Origin of the sequence: Ruegeria marina, assembly GCF_900101475.1 — a bacterium.
GTDB lineage: Bacteria > Pseudomonadota > Alphaproteobacteria > Rhodobacterales > Rhodobacteraceae > Ruegeria_B > Ruegeria_B marina.
The window spans coordinates 86,818-102,768 of the sequence record NZ_FMZV01000001.1 but is presented as its reverse complement, the minus strand read 5'-3'; the positions used below and the strand labels follow the sequence as shown (position 1 = coordinate 102,768).

13 protein-coding genes are annotated in these 15,951 nt (G+C 62.6%); 3 read left to right on the top strand and 10 right to left on the bottom strand.

The window, feature by feature from the left end:
- Positions 1-15: 15 nt before the first annotated feature.
- Positions 16-1,176 carry an ABC transporter substrate-binding protein gene (locus BLT75_RS00480; protein WP_093026756.1) on the top strand — a complete coding sequence of 387 codons (1,161 nt, stop codon included), beginning with the start codon at positions 16-18 and terminating at the stop codon, positions 1,174-1,176.
- 70 nt (positions 1,177-1,246) lie between these two features.
- Positions 1,247-3,337, top strand: a complete 2,091-nt coding sequence (locus tag BLT75_RS00475; protein ID WP_093026755.1) for a molybdopterin oxidoreductase family protein — start codon at positions 1,247-1,249, stop codon at positions 3,335-3,337.
- A gap of 162 nt (positions 3,338-3,499) precedes the next feature.
- Here the strand turns inward: BLT75_RS00475 and nagA are convergent, their stop codons facing one another.
- Genes nagA through BLT75_RS00445 form a run of 6 tightly spaced genes read right to left on the bottom strand, consistent with a single transcriptional unit; the run spans position 3,500 to position 9,263 of the window.
- On the bottom strand, positions 3,500-4,645 hold the full coding sequence (gene nagA / locus BLT75_RS00470; protein ID WP_093026754.1) for an N-acetylglucosamine-6-phosphate deacetylase: 1,146 nt from the start codon (positions 4,643-4,645) through the stop codon (positions 3,500-3,502).
- A complete protein-coding gene (locus BLT75_RS00465; protein WP_093026753.1) occupies positions 4,642-5,532 on the bottom strand; it encodes a glucosamine kinase nucleotide-binding domain-containing protein in 891 nt (296 codons plus the stop codon). Before BLT75_RS00465 ends, nagA begins: the two co-directional genes overlap by 4 nt.
- 30 nt (positions 5,533-5,562) lie before the next feature.
- On the bottom strand, positions 5,563-6,462 hold the full coding sequence (locus tag BLT75_RS00460) for an isocitrate lyase/PEP mutase family protein (RefSeq protein WP_093026752.1): 900 nt from the start codon (positions 6,460-6,462) through the stop codon (positions 5,563-5,565).
- A 4-nt stretch (positions 6,463-6,466) separates the two neighbouring features.
- Positions 6,467-7,741 carry a TRAP transporter large permease gene (locus BLT75_RS00455; protein WP_093026751.1) on the bottom strand — a complete coding sequence of 425 codons (1,275 nt, stop codon included), beginning with the start codon at positions 7,739-7,741 and terminating at the stop codon, positions 6,467-6,469.
- Entirely contained in the window at positions 7,738-8,235 is a 498-nt protein-coding gene (locus BLT75_RS00450) for a TRAP transporter small permease (protein WP_093026750.1), read from the bottom strand. The genes BLT75_RS00455 and BLT75_RS00450 overlap by 4 nt, the downstream gene beginning before the upstream one ends.
- A 47-nt stretch (positions 8,236-8,282) precedes the next feature.
- Positions 8,283-9,263 carry a TRAP transporter substrate-binding protein gene (locus BLT75_RS00445; protein WP_093026749.1) on the bottom strand — a complete coding sequence of 327 codons (981 nt, stop codon included), beginning with the start codon at positions 9,261-9,263 and terminating at the stop codon, positions 8,283-8,285.
- 603 nt (positions 9,264-9,866) lie between these two features.
- On the opposite strand from BLT75_RS00445, the gene BLT75_RS00440 reads away from it, so the two are divergent.
- Complete coding sequence (locus BLT75_RS00440; protein WP_176827790.1) at positions 9,867-10,922, top strand: acyltransferase family protein; 1,056 nt, start codon at positions 9,867-9,869, stop codon at positions 10,920-10,922.
- A 60-nt stretch (positions 10,923-10,982) separates the two neighbouring features.
- Here the strand turns inward: BLT75_RS00440 and BLT75_RS00435 are convergent, their stop codons facing one another.
- The 4 genes from BLT75_RS00435 to BLT75_RS00420 all read right to left on the bottom strand — a co-directional run bounded on the left by BLT75_RS00435 (position 10,983) and on the right by BLT75_RS00420 (position 15,779).
- The gene (locus BLT75_RS00435; RefSeq protein ID WP_093026747.1) at positions 10,983-12,224 is read right to left on the bottom strand and encodes a glycosyltransferase family 4 protein; all 1,242 of its coding nucleotides are present in this window, start codon (positions 12,222-12,224) and stop codon (positions 10,983-10,985) included.
- On the bottom strand, positions 12,221-13,105 hold the full coding sequence (locus BLT75_RS00430; RefSeq protein WP_093027274.1) for a glycosyltransferase family 2 protein: 885 nt from the start codon (positions 13,103-13,105) through the stop codon (positions 12,221-12,223). Before BLT75_RS00430 ends, BLT75_RS00435 begins: the two co-directional genes overlap by 4 nt.
- A 285-nt stretch (positions 13,106-13,390) precedes the next feature.
- The gene (locus BLT75_RS00425; protein WP_093027272.1) at positions 13,391-14,008 is read right to left on the bottom strand and encodes a sugar transferase; all 618 of its coding nucleotides are present in this window, start codon (positions 14,006-14,008) and stop codon (positions 13,391-13,393) included.
- Positions 14,009-14,438: 430 nt separating this feature from the next.
- Entirely contained in the window at positions 14,439-15,779 is a 1,341-nt protein-coding gene (locus tag BLT75_RS00420) for a hypothetical protein (protein ID WP_143028489.1), read from the bottom strand.
- Positions 15,780-15,951: the final 172 nt, after the last annotated feature.

Below are 15,951 nucleotides of genomic sequence, written 5' to 3'. Positions count from 1 at the left end.
ATAGGGAGGAAAACTATGAAAACACTCATCAAACGTCTGGTCGCCGCATCGGCGCTGACGGCCGCGGCCACTTTGGCCAACGCCCAGGCACAGGGCGTGACCGACGACGAGATCGTCATCGGCGCGGTCAACGACCTGAGCGGCATTTTCGCTGCGGTCGGCGTGCCCGCCACCAAGGGCGCCAACGTCTATTTCGACAAGGTCAACGCGGCAGGCGGCGTCCACGGTCGCAAGATCCGCTACGTGGTCGAGGACCACGGCTATCAGATGCCGCGCGCGATGCAGGGCTTCAACAAGCTGCTGAACCGCGACAAGGTGTTTGCGATGATGCAGAACCTCGGCACCCCGATGAACCTGGCCGGGTTCAAGCTGATCGATCCGATGGGCATCCCGAACATCGCGCCGCTGTCGGCCGCGCGCCAGATGATCCAGGATCCGATGCACAACAAGTTCACCTCGTTCTCGAGCTACTTCGACCAGAGCCGGGTGGGCGTGAAATATCTGGCCGGCGCGTTTGGCGCCAAGAACGTCTGCACCATGTACCTGCCCACCGACTTTGGCGAGGAGATCCTTGAGGGGACCAAGGCCGGTGTCGAGGAAGCGGGTCTGACATTTGCCGCCGAAACCACGCACAAGCCTGACGAGACCGATTTCGTGGGCTCGCTCAGCAAGCTCAAGGATGCCGGCTGCGAGATCGTGACCATCGCGCTGGGCGTGCGCCAGGCGATCACCATCGTCGGCACCGCCAAGAAGATGGGCCTGACCGACATGAAATTCATGGGCACCTCGGCCAGTTTCCTGACCGTGGTGGCGCAGGTTCCGGGCGGCGTGACCGAGGGCTTCTATGCCGCGGCCAGCTGGCAGGACCTGTGGGCGCGGGCAGAGGAGCCCGTCGTCAAGGCGTTCATCGAGGAATACAAGGCCGCAACCGGCGAAGACCCGCAGGGCTTTGCGATGCTGGGCTATGCCGCCGCCAAGCAGATGGTGATGGCGCTCGAGGCCGCCGGCCCCGACCTGACGCAGGAAAGCTTCATCGCCGCGATGGAAACGCTCGATTATCAGGACGACCTGGTCGGCAACCACATCGACTATGGCCCGGATGACCACCAGGGCGCGAACTCGGTCTATGTCTTCGTTGTCGAGAACGGCGGCTGGAAGAATATCCACGAGGAGTAATCCGCGACAGGGGCGCCCGTGCGAAACGGGCGCCCTTTTTGTGTCTGCCGCGCCCGAGAGGAGATGCCCGATGACTGAGTCGATGGTCCAGTACCGCAGTTGCAACATATGCGAAGCGATGTGCGGCCTGATCGTGGCCCATGACGGCCAGGACGTGTTGTCGATCCGGCCCGATCCCGAAGATCCGCTGTCGCGCGGCCATATCTGCCCCAAGGCGGTCGCCCTGCAGGATTTCCGCACCGATCCCGACCGGGTGACGAAACCCTTGCTGAAACGCGGCGGCGATTTCGAGGAAATCACCTGGGACGCGGCCTTCGACCATGCCGCCGAACGCATCCGCGCGGTACAGGCCGCGCATGGTCCGGACTCGGTCGCCGTCTACCTGGGCAATCCCAACGCGCACAAGTTCGGCAACATGCTGAACCTGCCCGGCCTGATCAAGGCGATCGGCACCCGCAACCGTTATAGTTCATCGACCGCCGACCAGATCCCGCATCACGTGGCAGCGATCCACATGCTGGGCCATCCGATGCTGATGCCGATCCCCGATATAGACCGGACCGATTTCCTGCTGATCATCGGCGGCAATCCGGTGATCTCGAACGGGTCGATGATGACCGCGCCGGGTTATGGCCGCCGCATGGACGCGATCAAGGCGCGCGGCGGGCGGGTGGTGGTGATCGACCCGCGCCGGACCGAAACCGCCGAGCGCGCCGGCGAGCATCATTTCATCCGCCCCGAAAGCGACGCCTGGCTGATCCTGTCGATGATCCATGTGATCCTGTCGGACGGCCCTGCCCGCCTCGGCCACCTGGCGCCGCTGGTCGACGGGCTCGACGCGCTGGCGCAGGCGGTGCGCCCGTTCACGCCCGAGGCCGCCGCAGAGGCAACCGGTATTGACGCTGGCACCATCCGCGCGCTGGCCCGCGATTTCGCCGCCGCGCCGCGCGCCGTCTGCTACGCACGAATGGGCGCCTCGACACAAAGCTTTGGCACGCTTTGCCAATGGGCGGCCAATGCGCTCAACATTGTGACCGGCAATTTCGATGCCGAGGGCGGCGCCATGTTCACCACGCCGGCGCTCGACTATGTCGGGCTCACCTCGCGCAAGGGCAAGCAGCGGAGCTATCCCGAGCGCCGCTCGCGGGTGTCGGGGCAACCGCTCTATAACGGCGAATTTCCGGTCTCGACACTGGCCGAGGAGATCGAGACACCCGGTGCGGGCCAGATCCGCGCGCTTGTGACAGTGGCCGGCAACCCGGTGCTGACCGCGCCCAACGGGCGGCGGATCGAACGGGCGCTCGAAGGGCTCGATTTCATGCTGTCGCTCGACATTCATGTAAACGACACCACCCGCCACGCAGAACTGATCCTGCCCGGCACCGTGGCGCTGGAGGAACCCATGTATGACATGGTGTTCCACAGCTTCGCGGTGCGCAACACGGTGGGATATGCGCCCGCGCTGTTTGCCCCGCCCCACGGCAACCCGCCCGAATGGGAGGTGATCGCCCGGCTCGCCGCCCGCCTGACCGGCGCCAACAGCATCGGCCCGACCCCGGAACAGGTGCTTGCGATGTTGCTGCCGCAGGGCTTTCACGGCGACCGGATCACGCTCGATAAGCTGCGGTCCGGGGGGCGCCCTGTCGACCTTGGCCCGCTGGTGCCCAACCTCGGCACAAGGCTGGAAACCCCGGACGGACGGCTGCACCTCGCGCCGCAGATGTTTCTCGACGACCTGCCCCGCCTTCTGACACAGACCGATGCCCGCACTGTGCAACGCCCCTTTGCCCTGATCGGCCGCAGGCAGGCGCGCAGCCACAACAGCTGGACCCAGAACAGCCCCCGCCTGGTCAAGGGCCGCAACCGTTGCACGGTCGAAGTCAATCCCGAGGATGCCGCCCGCCTCGGCCTGCGCGACGGGGCGGATGCGGTGGTGACCAGCACCGCCGGCTCTGTGACCCTGCCGGTCGAGATCACCGCGGCGATGGCGCCGGGCGTGGTCTCCATTCCCCAGGGCTGGGGCCAGAAAAACGGCCGCCTCGGCGCCGCCACGCAAACCGCCACCGTCTCGATCAACGACCTGACCGATGACAGCCGCACTGACCCGCTCAGCGGCAATGCCGCCTTCAACGGCCTGCCCGTCGCCCTGCACCCGGCCTGAGACCACCCACAGGGGCTTCTTTCTGGTTCGAAATACTCCGGGGGAGTCGCCCGGCACGGGCGACGTGGGCAGCGCCCCCTCGCGCCGCGCATCGCGCGGCGCCCGGCCCAACCACCGGCGGCGGTTCGCCAGAAAACGGCTCCGGCGGGCGGGAGCCCCCCTTCAGCCGAGTTCGGCCCCGTCTCGCCAGACCCGGCGCAGCACCAGCGCGGGATCGAGGTGAAGCACATCCGCCCGCGCGCCGGGGACAAGCCGGCCCAGGTCGCGCCGGCCGATCAACCCTGCCGGGTGCAGGCTCGCCATTTCCAGCGCCTGCTCCTGTGACAGTCCCGCCATTCTGACAACGTTTCTCACCGCCTGCGCCAGTTCCAGATGCGCCCCGGCCAGGGTGCCATCCGCCAGCGTCAGCCGGTCCCCGCTGCGGCGGATCTCGCGGCCGTTCAGCCGGAACCTGTCGATATCCGACCCGGCCGTCGCCATGGAATCGCTGACAAGGAACAGCCGCCCCGGCCCCGTCTTGGCGCGGATCGCCACCGCCAGCGTGGCCGGATGCACATGGATCCCGTCCGCGATGATCCCCGCCGACAGCTCGCCGAGGGTCAGCGCCGCACCAACCGTGCCGGGTTCACGGCTGCCCAATTGGCCTTGCGCATTGAACAGATGCGTGACACAGCGCGCGCCCGCCGCGACTGCCGCCCGGCATTGCTCATAGCTGGCGTCCGTATGCCCCAGGGACACCAGGACACCCGCCTGCGACAGGCGCTCGATCTGGGCGGATGTGGCGCTTTCCGGCGCCAGCGTCACCTTCAGCAAGGGCAGGCTGCGCGCCGCGTCCAGCAGCATCGCCAGATCCTCCGGGGTCATCGCCCGGATCAGGGATGCGTTATGCGCGCCCTTTCGGGCCACCGCCAGGTGCGGCCCTTCGAGATGCAGGCCGGCAATCCCGGGAACGCCCCGCGCCACCGCATCGCGCACCGCGGCTACGGCGTGCGCCACAACCTCGGGCGTGTCGGTGATCAGGGTGGGCAGGATCGTCGTTGCGCCGATGCGCGCATGCGCCTCCGCCATGCGGCGCAGGGTCTCGAATGTTGGGGCATTGTTCAGCATCACGCCACCGCCGCCATTGACCTGGAGATCGACGAATCCCGGCGCCAGCAGACCGCCGCCCAGAGCGACGCGCTCCGCCGTTGCGGGAATGTCGGCCTCGGGGATCACGGCGGCGATCCTGCCCGCCTCCATCACCAGCGCCTGCCCGTCCACCATGCCACCTGGGGTCAGGATGCGCGCACCGGTCAAGGCCCGTGTCATGCCGGGCCTCCTGCCATCCGCTGCGCCAGCCGCCGGGCCAGGATCAACCCGCCGTCAAGTGCCGTGCCGGTGGCCGGGGTCACACGCGCCGCGATTGTCTCTGGCAGATAGCGCAGGTAACGCGGCGCAACGCTGCCGTGCAGATGCACCGGCCCGGTGTCAGCCTGTCCGAGCGCCCGCAGCGCGTCGACCAGGTAATCTGCGCCCGAGCGCACCAGCGAAACCGCAACCGGATCACCGGTATCGGCCGCGTCGAATATCGGCGGCGCGAGCCGGGCGAAATCCTTCGGGCGCGCAGATGCCGAGAAAATAATGACTTGTGAGGCATTGTTATCGAATTCCCGCAAGGTGAAGTCGATCAGTTCCGTTCGTGCGTCGATACCGTCCAGCGCGCGCAGGCAGCGGCGCAGCAGCGCCTGCCCAAGCCAGCCGCCCGAGGCGTCGTCCCCCAGGAGCCAGCCGTGACCGCCGATCAGGGTGATCCTGCCCGCGGACTGGCAGCCGACAAAGGAACCGGTTCCGGCGCTGATCAGCGCGCCATCCGCATCGCCGAGCGCCCCGACGACGGCCGGAACCCGGTCATCGGCCACTTCGACGACAGGTGCGTCGATGAGCATGGCTACCTTTCGGGCCATGTCGGGGTCGATCACCCCCGCAAGACCGGCGAACACCGGTATTTCGGCAATCGCCTGTGCGGGCAGTCCGGCCTGCGCGAGCAATCCGGAGAGGCCGGTATTCACGACCGTCAAGGCGCTTTCGAAATCGGAGAACACATTGGCGCTGCCGAGTTTTACCTCATGCCGGACACCCGCCGAAACCAGCGCGAACCGGCAGGATGTGCCGCCACCATCGACGGCGATGACTGGATGCGAAGGAGACTCGGTCATGTCTCCACCTTTCAGACCGGGCGCTGCCGGTCAACGTGTTTTGCCGCCGGGGCCATGATCGCGTTTCGATGAGGCATAGCGCTCGGATGCCTGGTAATAATCGTCGAACCCGATGCGCTGGCGCAGTTCGGCAAAATTCATCAACCCGGTCCGCGTGTCGCCCCGCATCTGCCGAAGGCAGGTGACCATCGCCTGCATGGCTGCCGCCATCAGCGACAGCGGATAGGCGGCGATGGAATAGCCGATGTCGTGCAGCGCGGCATTGGGCAGGTCGGGGGTTTCCCCGCCTTCGACGATATTGGCCATCTTCGGTCCCGGCAGGTCGGCGCAGACCTGCCGCATCTCGGCCTCGTTGCGTGGCGCCTCGACAAACAGGATGTCGGCCCCCAGTTCGGCAAAGCGTTCGGCGCGGGCGATGGCCTCGGCCAGGCCGTGTTCGTGGCGCGCGTCGGTGCGGGCGAGGATCAGGATATCGCCGCCCGCGGCACGCAGTTCCTCGCGCGCATCGACAGCGGCACGGATGCGATCGAAGGCCTCGTCGCGCCCCACCACCGCCTTGCCGGGCGTATGACCGCAGCGTTTGGGCGCCAGCTGGTCCTCGATCATCACCGCGGCGCAGCCCGCGCGGGCGAAGCCGGTCACCGTGCGGCGCACGTTCATCGCGTTGCCATAGCCGGTGTCGCCATCGCCGATCAGGGGGATGTCGATCGCCTCGGTGATGTTGCGGGCCTGGTCGACCACCTCGCCATAGCTCATCAGTCCGAGGTCCGGCGCGCCGATCCGGCTAGCCGAGGTCGCGAACCCGGACATGAAGGTCAGCGCGTAACCTTCCTGCGCGATGAGCCGGGCCGAGAGCGCATCATAGCAGCAGGGCATCACGTGGCAGCGGTCCTCGGCCAGCAAGGTTCTCAATTTCTGTGCTTGTATCATGGGGTTACCACTTGAAGGGAATGTAAAGGGCGAGGTCGGGCCAGATGAACAGAACCACGACCGTCAGCAGCATCAAAAGCAGGAATGGCCAGACCCCGCGCGCCACCTCGCCCAGCGAGACGCGGGCCACCGCCTGGATCACGTAGAGGTTCAGCCCGACGGGCGGCGTGATCAGGGCGCATTCGACCATGATCACCATGAAGATGCCGAACCAGATCGGGTCGAACCCCAGCGCCATTGCCGCGGGCAACAGCACGGGCGTCATGATCAGGATCATCGACAGCGCCTCGAACACCAGCCCCATCAGCAGCAGCACGACGGAAACCAGCAGGATGAACACCACCGGCCCGTCGATATGGGCGGCGATGAAGGCCGAAATGTCCTGCGGAATACGGTAGAGCGCGATCGCCTTGCCGAAGATCTTGGCCCCGGCGATGATCAGAAGGATGGCGGTGGTGGTGATGGCGCTGTCGCGCACCGCCTCCCACAGCTTGACCCAGGTCAGGGTCCTGAGGCCCAGGCCGGTGATGACCAGCGCGGCGGCGAAACCGACGGCGGCCGCCTCAGTCGGGGTGAAGGCGCCGGAATAGAGGCCCAGCACGATCAGCAGCGCCAGCCCCAGCGACGGCAGCGCGCGCAGGGTGGCGGACATGCGTTCAGCCGCCGAGGCCTTGGGCATGGGCGTGTAGCTGGATGAGACACGCGCATGGATCATCGCGAAGACGATGAACATCGCCACCAGCAGGATGCCCGGACCGATCCCGGCCAGGAACAGCGCGATGACGGATTCCTCGGCCACGAAACCGAAGACGATCATCGGGATCGACGGCGGGATCAGGATGCCCAGCGTGCCGCCGGCAGCCAGCAGCCCGTAGACGAAGCGCCGGTCATAGCCGCGGCTGACCATCTCGGGGATGGCGACGGTGCCGATGGTGGCCGCCGTGGCCACCGAGGAGCCCGAGATGGCGGCGAACAGGCCGCAGCTGAGGATCGTGGCCACCGCCAGCCCGCCGGGCCAGTGCCCGACCCAGGCCTGCACCGCGGCAAACAGGTCGCGCCCGACGCCGCCCTTGAGCAGGATGTTCGACATCAGCAGGAACAGCGGCACCGCCAGCAGGATGAACCCATCGAGCGTGGAGAGCACCGCCTGCGGCGCCATCAGCGGCGAGAACCCGCCCAGAATAAGCATGCCAAGACCCAGCCCGCCCAGAGCAAAGGCAACAGGCACGCCGACCAGCAGCAGTACGAAGAGACAGACGAGAATCAGGATAATGGTCATTCGTGGCTGCTTCCCAGTGAGGCAATGTCGCCATGCCGAAGGGCCGCCAGTTCCACCAGCGCCTGCGCCGTCAGCAGGGCAAACCCGACCGGAACCGACAGTTCCGCCACCCAGCTGGGCAGGTCGAGCAAGGATCCGGTGGTGCGGCCGCGCGTGAAACTGTCATGGAAGATGTCCCAGCCCCAGATGGTGACGATGATCGAAAACACGATCACCGCCAGAAGGGACAGCGCCACGCACAGCTTTTGAACCGCTGGCGGCAACAGGGCGGTGACAGCGTTCACCGTGATATGACGGCGCATATTCAGCACCCAGGCTATCGCTAGCAGGCACCCCCAGATCAGGCAGAGCTGGCTGAGCTCTGCCGCCCAGATTGTTGGTTTTACGAAGAAATAGCGCGCGACGACCTCGTAGGTCAGCATAACGCCTGTGGCTGTCAACAGGCATGCGCCAAAGACGCCCGCCCAACGGGAGATGGTGGTAACCAGTGTCATGGCAAGCCCCTTGGGCGGCCGTTGCCAGCCGCCCCTAATGGATCGGTTCAGTTGCCCGCGGCGGCAAGGATCGACTTGCCCACATCGCCCGTCGCGGCCAGGTAGGCGTCATAGACCGGCTGCGCCACGGCCTTCCAGGCGGCGAGATCCTCGTCGCTGAGTTCGACCACGGTCATGCCATTATCTCTGGCGGCCGCATAGGCTTCGGCCTCGATCTCGGACATGCGGTTGCGCACGTCCTCTTGCGCGATGCTGGCGGCCTCGGCGATCTGGCTCTGGATCTCGGGCGAAAGGCCGTTCCACCAGTCGGTGTTGACCACCACGACGAATTCGATATCGGCATGGTTGGTCACGGTGATCGTATCCATCACCTCCCACAGTTTGCGCGACTTGACGCCGGACACGCCGGTCATGCCGACATCGACGGTGCCACGCTGATAGGCCAGGTATTGCTCGGAACCCGATACCAGGGTCGGCGCCCCGCCGGCGGCGGTGACAAAATCGCCGAGCGTCTTGCCGAAGACCCGCACCTTCTTGCCCTTGAGGTCCTCGGGCGTCTTGATCGGCCCGCCCTGGGACAGCATCACCGCGCCGCCATAGGCCTGCCAATAGAGGATCTGGCCGCCGGTCTTGGCCACCTCGGTCTCGATCGCGGTGCGAATCGGGCTGCCCTCGGCGACGGCTGCGCGCACCTTGTCCTCGGAATTGAACAGGAACGGCATGTAGAAGACATCGACCACCGGCGCATCGCCCACATAGCGCGTCAGCGAGGCCACCCCGGCCTCGATCGCACCGGAGCCGACAGCGGCGGGCACTTCCTTGTCCTTGTAGAGCGTTGCGCTGTCGTAGATCTCGACGTCGATGGCGCCGCCGGTGCGGGCCTCGACCTCTTTCTCGAACAGTTGCAGATTCTGGCCCAGGTGGCTTTTCAGTGGCAATTGCAAGGAAATGCGCATCTTTTCGGTAGCGCTTGCGGCGGATGCCATCAGGGTCAGGCCCAGAGCGGTGCCCAGGAACGTATTCATCATGTCTCTCTCCTCCCGTTGGTGGAGCGAGACTATCGCGAAAGTCGAAATTGACAAATACTCTGATCGAAAGGCGGCCACCAATGTCCGGAAACAGTTGAACGCAACAACATAAGAAATTGAAATTACATAATTATGCCGAATGCTCCCGGCCGGGCCCTCCGCCCGTCACATACACGTGACAAAGTTCGCTACGCCACCAACGGTGCGTTCATCGTCCACATTACCTGACGCCTGCACCAAAATCCGCAAGGTCGGTCGTGGGGGCCCCTGCGTGCGGGTTGGAGTGAACCGGGACCGTTACAAGTTGACACCTTGAAACATCGCCGAATGGATTGGATCAGGGCCAGGAACCTCGCAGGATATTGCACGAAGCCCCCAAAGCCCGCTCCCCGGCGCAAGCCCGTTTGATCTGACAAGATCCGGGCCGAAACCACTGACAGAAAACAAGGGTTGCCGTTGCAGGCAATGACGACATAGTCTGAAACGGCACCCGGTGAGAGCAGAAGCTTTTGCATTTCTTTTGATGTCTTGCATGCGGATGGAATATTGAACGCAGGAAATACCAAAGGCCTCCGGGACAAACGCCTTCTTCAGATTGATGGCTTGCGTACGATTGCGATCTTGTGGGTAAGCCTGTTCCACTATGCCGTTTTCTGGACCCCATCGGGCAAGGGGCTCCCCCTGTTGCCCTATGGCGATGCCTTGGCATGGATACCAATGGCCGATGTCGGTTATTTCGGCGTCTACCTCTTTTTCGTCGTATCGGGCTTCGTGATCTTTCTCAGCCTCGAACGCAGCAAGGGGCCGATGGATTTCGCCTTGATGCGCGGCATCCGATTGTGGCCGACCCTTCTGATCTGCGGCTCGCTGACCTTTGGACTGACTTCACTGCTGGGGCCGGCTCCGCTGGAACGCTCGGTTGCCGAATATCTGATCAGTCTCACTTTCTTGCCCCCCGCACATGTGGGCAAGATCATCGGGCAAGACGGTTTCGAGTGGCTGGATGGCGCTTATTGGTCACTTTGGACAGAAGTGAGGTTCTATACCGTGGCTGCGGTGCTCTTCTTCCTTGGCCGCAACCGCTTTCTTGCGCTGTGGTTCGGTTTCGCGCTGGTCTGTTCTGCAATCTTTCTTGTCGGCACGGTGTGGGGCGGCGCTTTCGACGCCCTTTCCCGGCTGCTCTTTGCCGAGCATCAACCGTATTTCTCGGCCGGGATCGCCTTGGCGGTTCTGCGACGCAACCCCCATCCCAGACTGGCAAGGGTGCTTCTTGCCGTTGCCATTCTACAGGCCTTCACCTATGCGGTGCTGAACTCGGCAAGCGGGATAACACCCTCGCACATCCTGGGGCTGATCTTCGTTTTCGCATTGGCGAGCCATGCCATGCTTGCACATAGGTCTTTTCCGTTCCTGTCTTCCAGGCTCATGGTCCTGGGCGGATATGCCTCCTACGCCTATTATCTGCTTCACCAGAACGCCGGCATGGCACTGCTCGGCTTTCTTTCGGCGAAAACCGCTGTCTCTGGCGTTATCCTGATGTTGTTGATTCAAGCCGGCCTGCTTGTCCTGGCGATCACTCTGACGCTCTGGATCGAAGCACCACTCAGGCGGAATCTGCGGCAGTTGGCCAGAACGCGGGTCAGGGCGACAGCAGCCTGACGCCCGGCAAACCTGCCCTTTACTGATCCATCATCAGATACATTTGCGCGGCCACCGGATTCAGGCCCTTGCATCTCTGCCCGCGTCTTCAAGAAGTCTTTCGTAGATCTCCGTCAATGCAGCACACCAGGCTTCGGAACTCAGCGACAGTTCCCGCCCCCTGGCCACAGCATTCCGCGACATCAGGGCAACGCGCGCATCGTCCCCGGCAAGTTCGGCAAGCAGCTTTGCCAAAGCCTCACTATCGCCCGCCCTGAATACCCGCCCCATGTCCCTCGTTTCGATTTCCCGACCCAGAAGCATTTCATCCGAAATGATAACCGGCACGCCGGACAACAAAGCTTCGACAGGCGCCAGGCCGAAGGGTTCGGGTCCAAGAGTCGGCGCCACCAGCAGCCGCGCCTCGGCCAATATCCGGCACAGGCCCTCCCGGTCCTGCCACCCTGCATAGTGATGCTCGGGATACTCCTCCCGAAGGCGCGAAAGATCCTGACCGGCTCCTGCGAACACAACGGACAGCCCGGCGCGCCGGCCCGCCTCGGCCAACACGAACACACCCTTGTATTCGTGGATGTCACCAACGAAAACCAGCGCGCGGTTGCGCTCGGCCGCGACGGGGTTTGCCAGCATCGGATCGGCAGGGTTTGCAATCGAAAACACCTGCCCGCCGCCACCCTGCGGAAACAGGCGCCTTTGCATCCCGTCGTGCAGCAGGATCGTACCCACCTCCGGCAGCAGACGGGATCTTGCCCGGTTCTGGAGTGTCTGCCGCGCCACGCGCCAGAGCTTGTGACCATAGTTCCGCTTGTCGCAATTGCGCGCGATGCACGGCCATGACAGCGCCTGGCGATTGCAGGTCCTTGCAGCCCGGAAGTCGAAGAAGGCGCCATTGGGACATGCAAGAAAATAGTCGTGCGCATGCATGACGGTTCTATTCCTGACGCGCTTAAGAGGGGCCAGGACAGATGGTGACAGCGTCTGATGATAGCCGTGGACATGATAGATCGTGGCCGGCGTGTCATTTGACGCAATCCAGTCGCGTAGCAGGACTTCGGCCTTTCGGTTCCACAAGCCGGCGATCGCCGCCTCCAGCTTGCCCTGATCCAGCAATCTGCGCCCGCCGAGGCTGACCAGATCGACACCGGCCGGCAGATCGGCCTCGCTATCGCCGGTAAAGAAGGTGACCGGCACCCCTTGGCGCGTCAGTTGCCCGGCCTGCATAACCGCCAGCTTGGACGCACCGCCCCGGACGGTTGCGAAATCACTCAGTATGACCACCCGGCCCGGACCTGCGCCTGTCATTCAAACGTCAGAATCCGCTCAGGCTGCAACCGGCCGCGCATCAGATCGCCGAATGCCTGCAGATTTCCCTTCAATCGTCCCAACCGGTCGACTTCCGGCTCGGGCCTTACGGACTTGACCAGGTTGCTGATCAGATTGCGCCCGACAATGTTCAACACTCGTATCGGCGCCATCGTGCCCTTTCGGTTCAGGTAGAGCGGATTTGCAACCTGTGAATAGCCCAATCTCAAGCCGCTGCTGCGCCCCGTCTTGGTTCCCAGATGCACCCCCCGCAATGCCGCCGATTTGACGATCCGCCCGTATGCCGCCATCTGGCGCGAAAAATCAACGTCTTCCAGCCAGCCATACAGCTTCAATCTCTGGTCGAACCTCACCCCGTGGGCCACCACATACGACGCCCTGAGCGCCATGTTGCAGCCATAACAGTTATAGATGTCCTTCGGGCTCAGGGCAGTCGCGCCAGGCAAGGCCACGTTCATGGTCAGATTCCGTCCGTATTCATAGCTCAAACCCGGCCCGTGAATGCCATCTGCAAGGACGGTGCCGGTGGCCATGACCACATCCGGGTACTCCCTGAACAGGCGTTCCAAATTGGCCAGATAGTCGGGCGCCATCACGAAATCATCGTCCAGGAACAGCGCCAAATCGTCGGCTTCGAGCATACCCAGCGCGACATTACGCTGACAGGTCAACCCGCGCTCGCTTTTCTGGACCGCAACAGGAAATGGCAGACCCTCGATTGCAGCCGGATCGATATCCGACTCGTCGGCGACCACGACCAGAACCAGATCAGGCAACCGCGATTGTCGCGCAATATCCTGAATCGTCAGCGCGACAACTGCTGCGCGATTGGTTGTCGGAATTGAGACTATCAAGCGCATCACGCTTATCACTTCCCATTTGCACACAAGTTGTTGGCACTTGCCATGCCCCGCGCGCTAGATATTGACAAATTAACGGATCAGGGCGATAATAAACCAGTAAAAATAAGATGCCGAGCAGATTCCAATGAATTTTCAAAACACTACTTCTCGCTTGATGTGCGAACGCGTTTTAAGCCGCCTTTCGCCAAGTGCCCTCAGGGTCGCTGTGGTGCTCGGATGCTGTTTCACTTGGATTGCGGCGGTCAGCATCATCGCCGAATAAGCCGGTTCAGCGCCTCAGGCTCACTTCGCCCCATCCCCAAGAAGCATGACCTTCACCGTCTTTGCGATGATTGCCAGATCCTTCTTGAAGGTCCGCGTGTGGACGTATTCCACATCCATTTGAACACGTTCATCGTAAGTGGTCTTGCTGCGTCCGTTGACCTGCCAAGCACCGGTAATCCCAGGCTTCACCGACAGGTATTCGGCAATGTGGTCGCCATAGTGATGCATTTCTGACGCCACAATCGGCCGAGGCCCCACGATGGCCATTTCACCCTTCAAGACATTCCAGAACTGCGGCAGCTCATCCAGGCTGGTCTTGCGGAAGAACTCGCCGATGCAGGTAATACGGGGGTCGTCATCCAGCTTCTGGTTGGCTTCCCACTGCGCCCGAGCTTCCGGGTCCCGATCGAGCAGTTTCTGAAGCTGTTCTTCAGCGTCCAGAGCCATGGTCCGGAACTTGAGGCAATTGAAGGTCTTGCCATTCCGGCCAACCCTCTTGTGCCCGAAGAAAACCGGCCCGCCCTCGGTAAGCCAGATCAGCATTGCGATGCTCAAGAAGAATGGCGCAAAGAAAAGAAGCGCAACCATGGCGAAGCCCTTCTCGAAAATCGAACGTGCCAGACTATCGACTTGCATCTCATATCTGATCACCGTGTCAGATACGGCTTTGTGCACCACTGCAAATCCGGATTCTGATCCGGGATGAACCTTCGTATTTATAGTCATAACCCCACCGAACAAACATAGGTTGTTACAAAACGAAAATTTCGCCCCAAATATTGGGCGAAGGCGAATCATATGCAGCATTCCGATTATAGGTGAAAATCGACGACGACAGGGAAAATCTTTGTAATTCTTCAGTTATTTAGGCATTCCGCCCCAAACCCGCAGAAAATAAGGGGGATAGCTTGTGGATAACTCAAAAAATTTTCGTCTATATGAAATTGACAAAATTATGACACAACCCATGCACCTATTGCCTTAATCCCACTCAATCAAACGACGCGACCCAAGCGAAAATGCTCCGGACATTACTCAGTCCACGGATAGCCGGGGCGCTGCAATTCTACGTCTGTTCCACTGCCATTTCGCGGACTGCGCGTCTCGGATTGACCTGGTGACTTATCCACGACGCGTCACGCGCCGAAACAGCAAGCGCTGTGACCGACATCAGCAACAAGGTGGGATCGGGCACGGTAGCCGACACCATCATCGAAGTCAGCAAGGTCAGCGCGCTCACACGGCTTGCATAATAGATGCGGCGCATCTCGAGACCGGCCTCACCGATCGGTTTTCCAACAGCGTAATACAGGAATCCCAGGAAGCATATCGTCCCCGGAAGGCCGACACTGCCCAGCATGACCGAGGCCAACCCGCTGCCCCGCAATGACCCGGGACCGGCCCCGAAACCCCAGGTCTGAAAGAAGGCGTTGAAGCCGGCCCCGGCCCAAGCCGAGCGCTCCATGCCGGACAATGTTCCGCGTTTGGACAAGAACAAGCGGTCGAGAAGGTCTGCGGCCAGGTCGAGCACGGGTGTGAGCATGACCGCGACACAAAGCAATGACACCAATACGGCCAGTCCGATGACAAAGACATGCCCGGCGGTGCGCGAAATGGCGCCGTGAAGGTACGTGCGGGCGTGCAACACGACCAGCACCACCGCCACCGCAAGCGCCAGAAAGGCCGTGCTGGACAGCGCCAGAGCCGCAAAAGCCATGTTGCCAAGTGCCAGGAACCCGTCGCGGCCGCGGCGGCCGATCAGAAATGACATAAGGAAATACCCGGCAAACGCCGCCGAGGCCGCGCCGAAGACCGATGCTTCGGAAAACCCTCCGATCACGCGGGCCATGCCTGCGACCGTGTGCTCGTTGGCCAGCGAATAGTCGGCGGTCCGGATCACGCCGAGCAGGCTGTCGAGCCCCAGCAAGTCAAGCAGCCCCAGCAGGATATTTAGACCGCCAGCCCAGACCAGCCCGGTCTCGGCAAACCGGGGGCCTCGCCTGCGCAGGACGAGAACCGCAGCCAGGAAGAACCCACATGAAAGCAGAATATAGAAAGACTGGGAAATATTCGACTTGGTCGGATGCAGAGGCCACATTGTGGACGGGAAGAACACGCTGACCTGAGTGGACTTGTAGGTAACATTCATGGGGAAGACCAGGAACTGCCCCTGAAAGATCCGAACCATGACAAAGCCCGCGAACAGGGAATAGAGCGCAAAAGCCAGCAGATAGAGTCCAGCCGGTGGAATATGGAACGGCTCCCGCCTGCCCCGCCAACTCAAGCGGCGCACCAACAAGATTCCGATGGTCATCATGGCCAACAGATTTGCCAACAGCAGAGACAGCCCGCCAAGGGCCAGAGCTGCAAACATGCCGAACGGCAACATGGCCATGACCAAGGGCACGCCGTTATCTGCATTCCGGATAACCGACCAAAGCCATAACAACAAAAAGACTCCGGCCGCGGGGTATAAAGCCATTCTTGCGTCCGCCCGTGTTTGATCGCAGTCTACATCATGCGTTGCTGGTTCCAAGTTGCTTCGACCGGCACAGAGAATTGTCTCGTCCGTCTGGCGC

Excerpts from the sequence above, each read along its gene's own strand:
- BLT75_RS00480 (WP_093026756.1), top strand. The coding sequence starts at position 16 with ATGAAAACACTCATCAAACGTCTGGTCGCCGCATCGGCGCTGACGGCC.
- BLT75_RS00475 (WP_093026755.1), top strand. The coding sequence starts at position 1,247 with ATGACTGAGTCGATGGTCCAGTACCGCAGTTGCAACATATGCGAAGCG.
- nagA (WP_093026754.1), bottom strand. The coding sequence starts at position 4,645 with ATGACACGGGCCTTGACCGGTGCGCGCATCCTGACCCCAGGTGGCATG.
- BLT75_RS00465 (WP_093026753.1), bottom strand. The coding sequence starts at position 5,532 with ATGACCGAGTCTCCTTCGCATCCAGTCATCGCCGTCGATGGTGGCGGC.
- BLT75_RS00460 (WP_093026752.1), bottom strand. The coding sequence starts at position 6,462 with ATGATACAAGCACAGAAATTGAGAACCTTGCTGGCCGAGGACCGCTGC.
- BLT75_RS00455 (WP_093026751.1), bottom strand. The coding sequence starts at position 7,741 with ATGACCATTATCCTGATTCTCGTCTGTCTCTTCGTACTGCTGCTGGTC.
- BLT75_RS00450 (WP_093026750.1), bottom strand. The coding sequence starts at position 8,235 with ATGACACTGGTTACCACCATCTCCCGTTGGGCGGGCGTCTTTGGCGCA.
- BLT75_RS00445 (WP_093026749.1), bottom strand. The coding sequence starts at position 9,263 with ATGATGAATACGTTCCTGGGCACCGCTCTGGGCCTGACCCTGATGGCA.
- BLT75_RS00435 (WP_093026747.1), bottom strand. The coding sequence starts at position 12,224 with ATGACAGGCGCAGGTCCGGGCCGGGTGGTCATACTGAGTGATTTCGCA.
- BLT75_RS00430 (WP_093027274.1), bottom strand. The coding sequence starts at position 13,105 with ATGCGCTTGATAGTCTCAATTCCGACAACCAATCGCGCAGCAGTTGTC.
- BLT75_RS00425 (WP_093027272.1), bottom strand. The coding sequence starts at position 14,008 with ATGCAAGTCGATAGTCTGGCACGTTCGATTTTCGAGAAGGGCTTCGCC.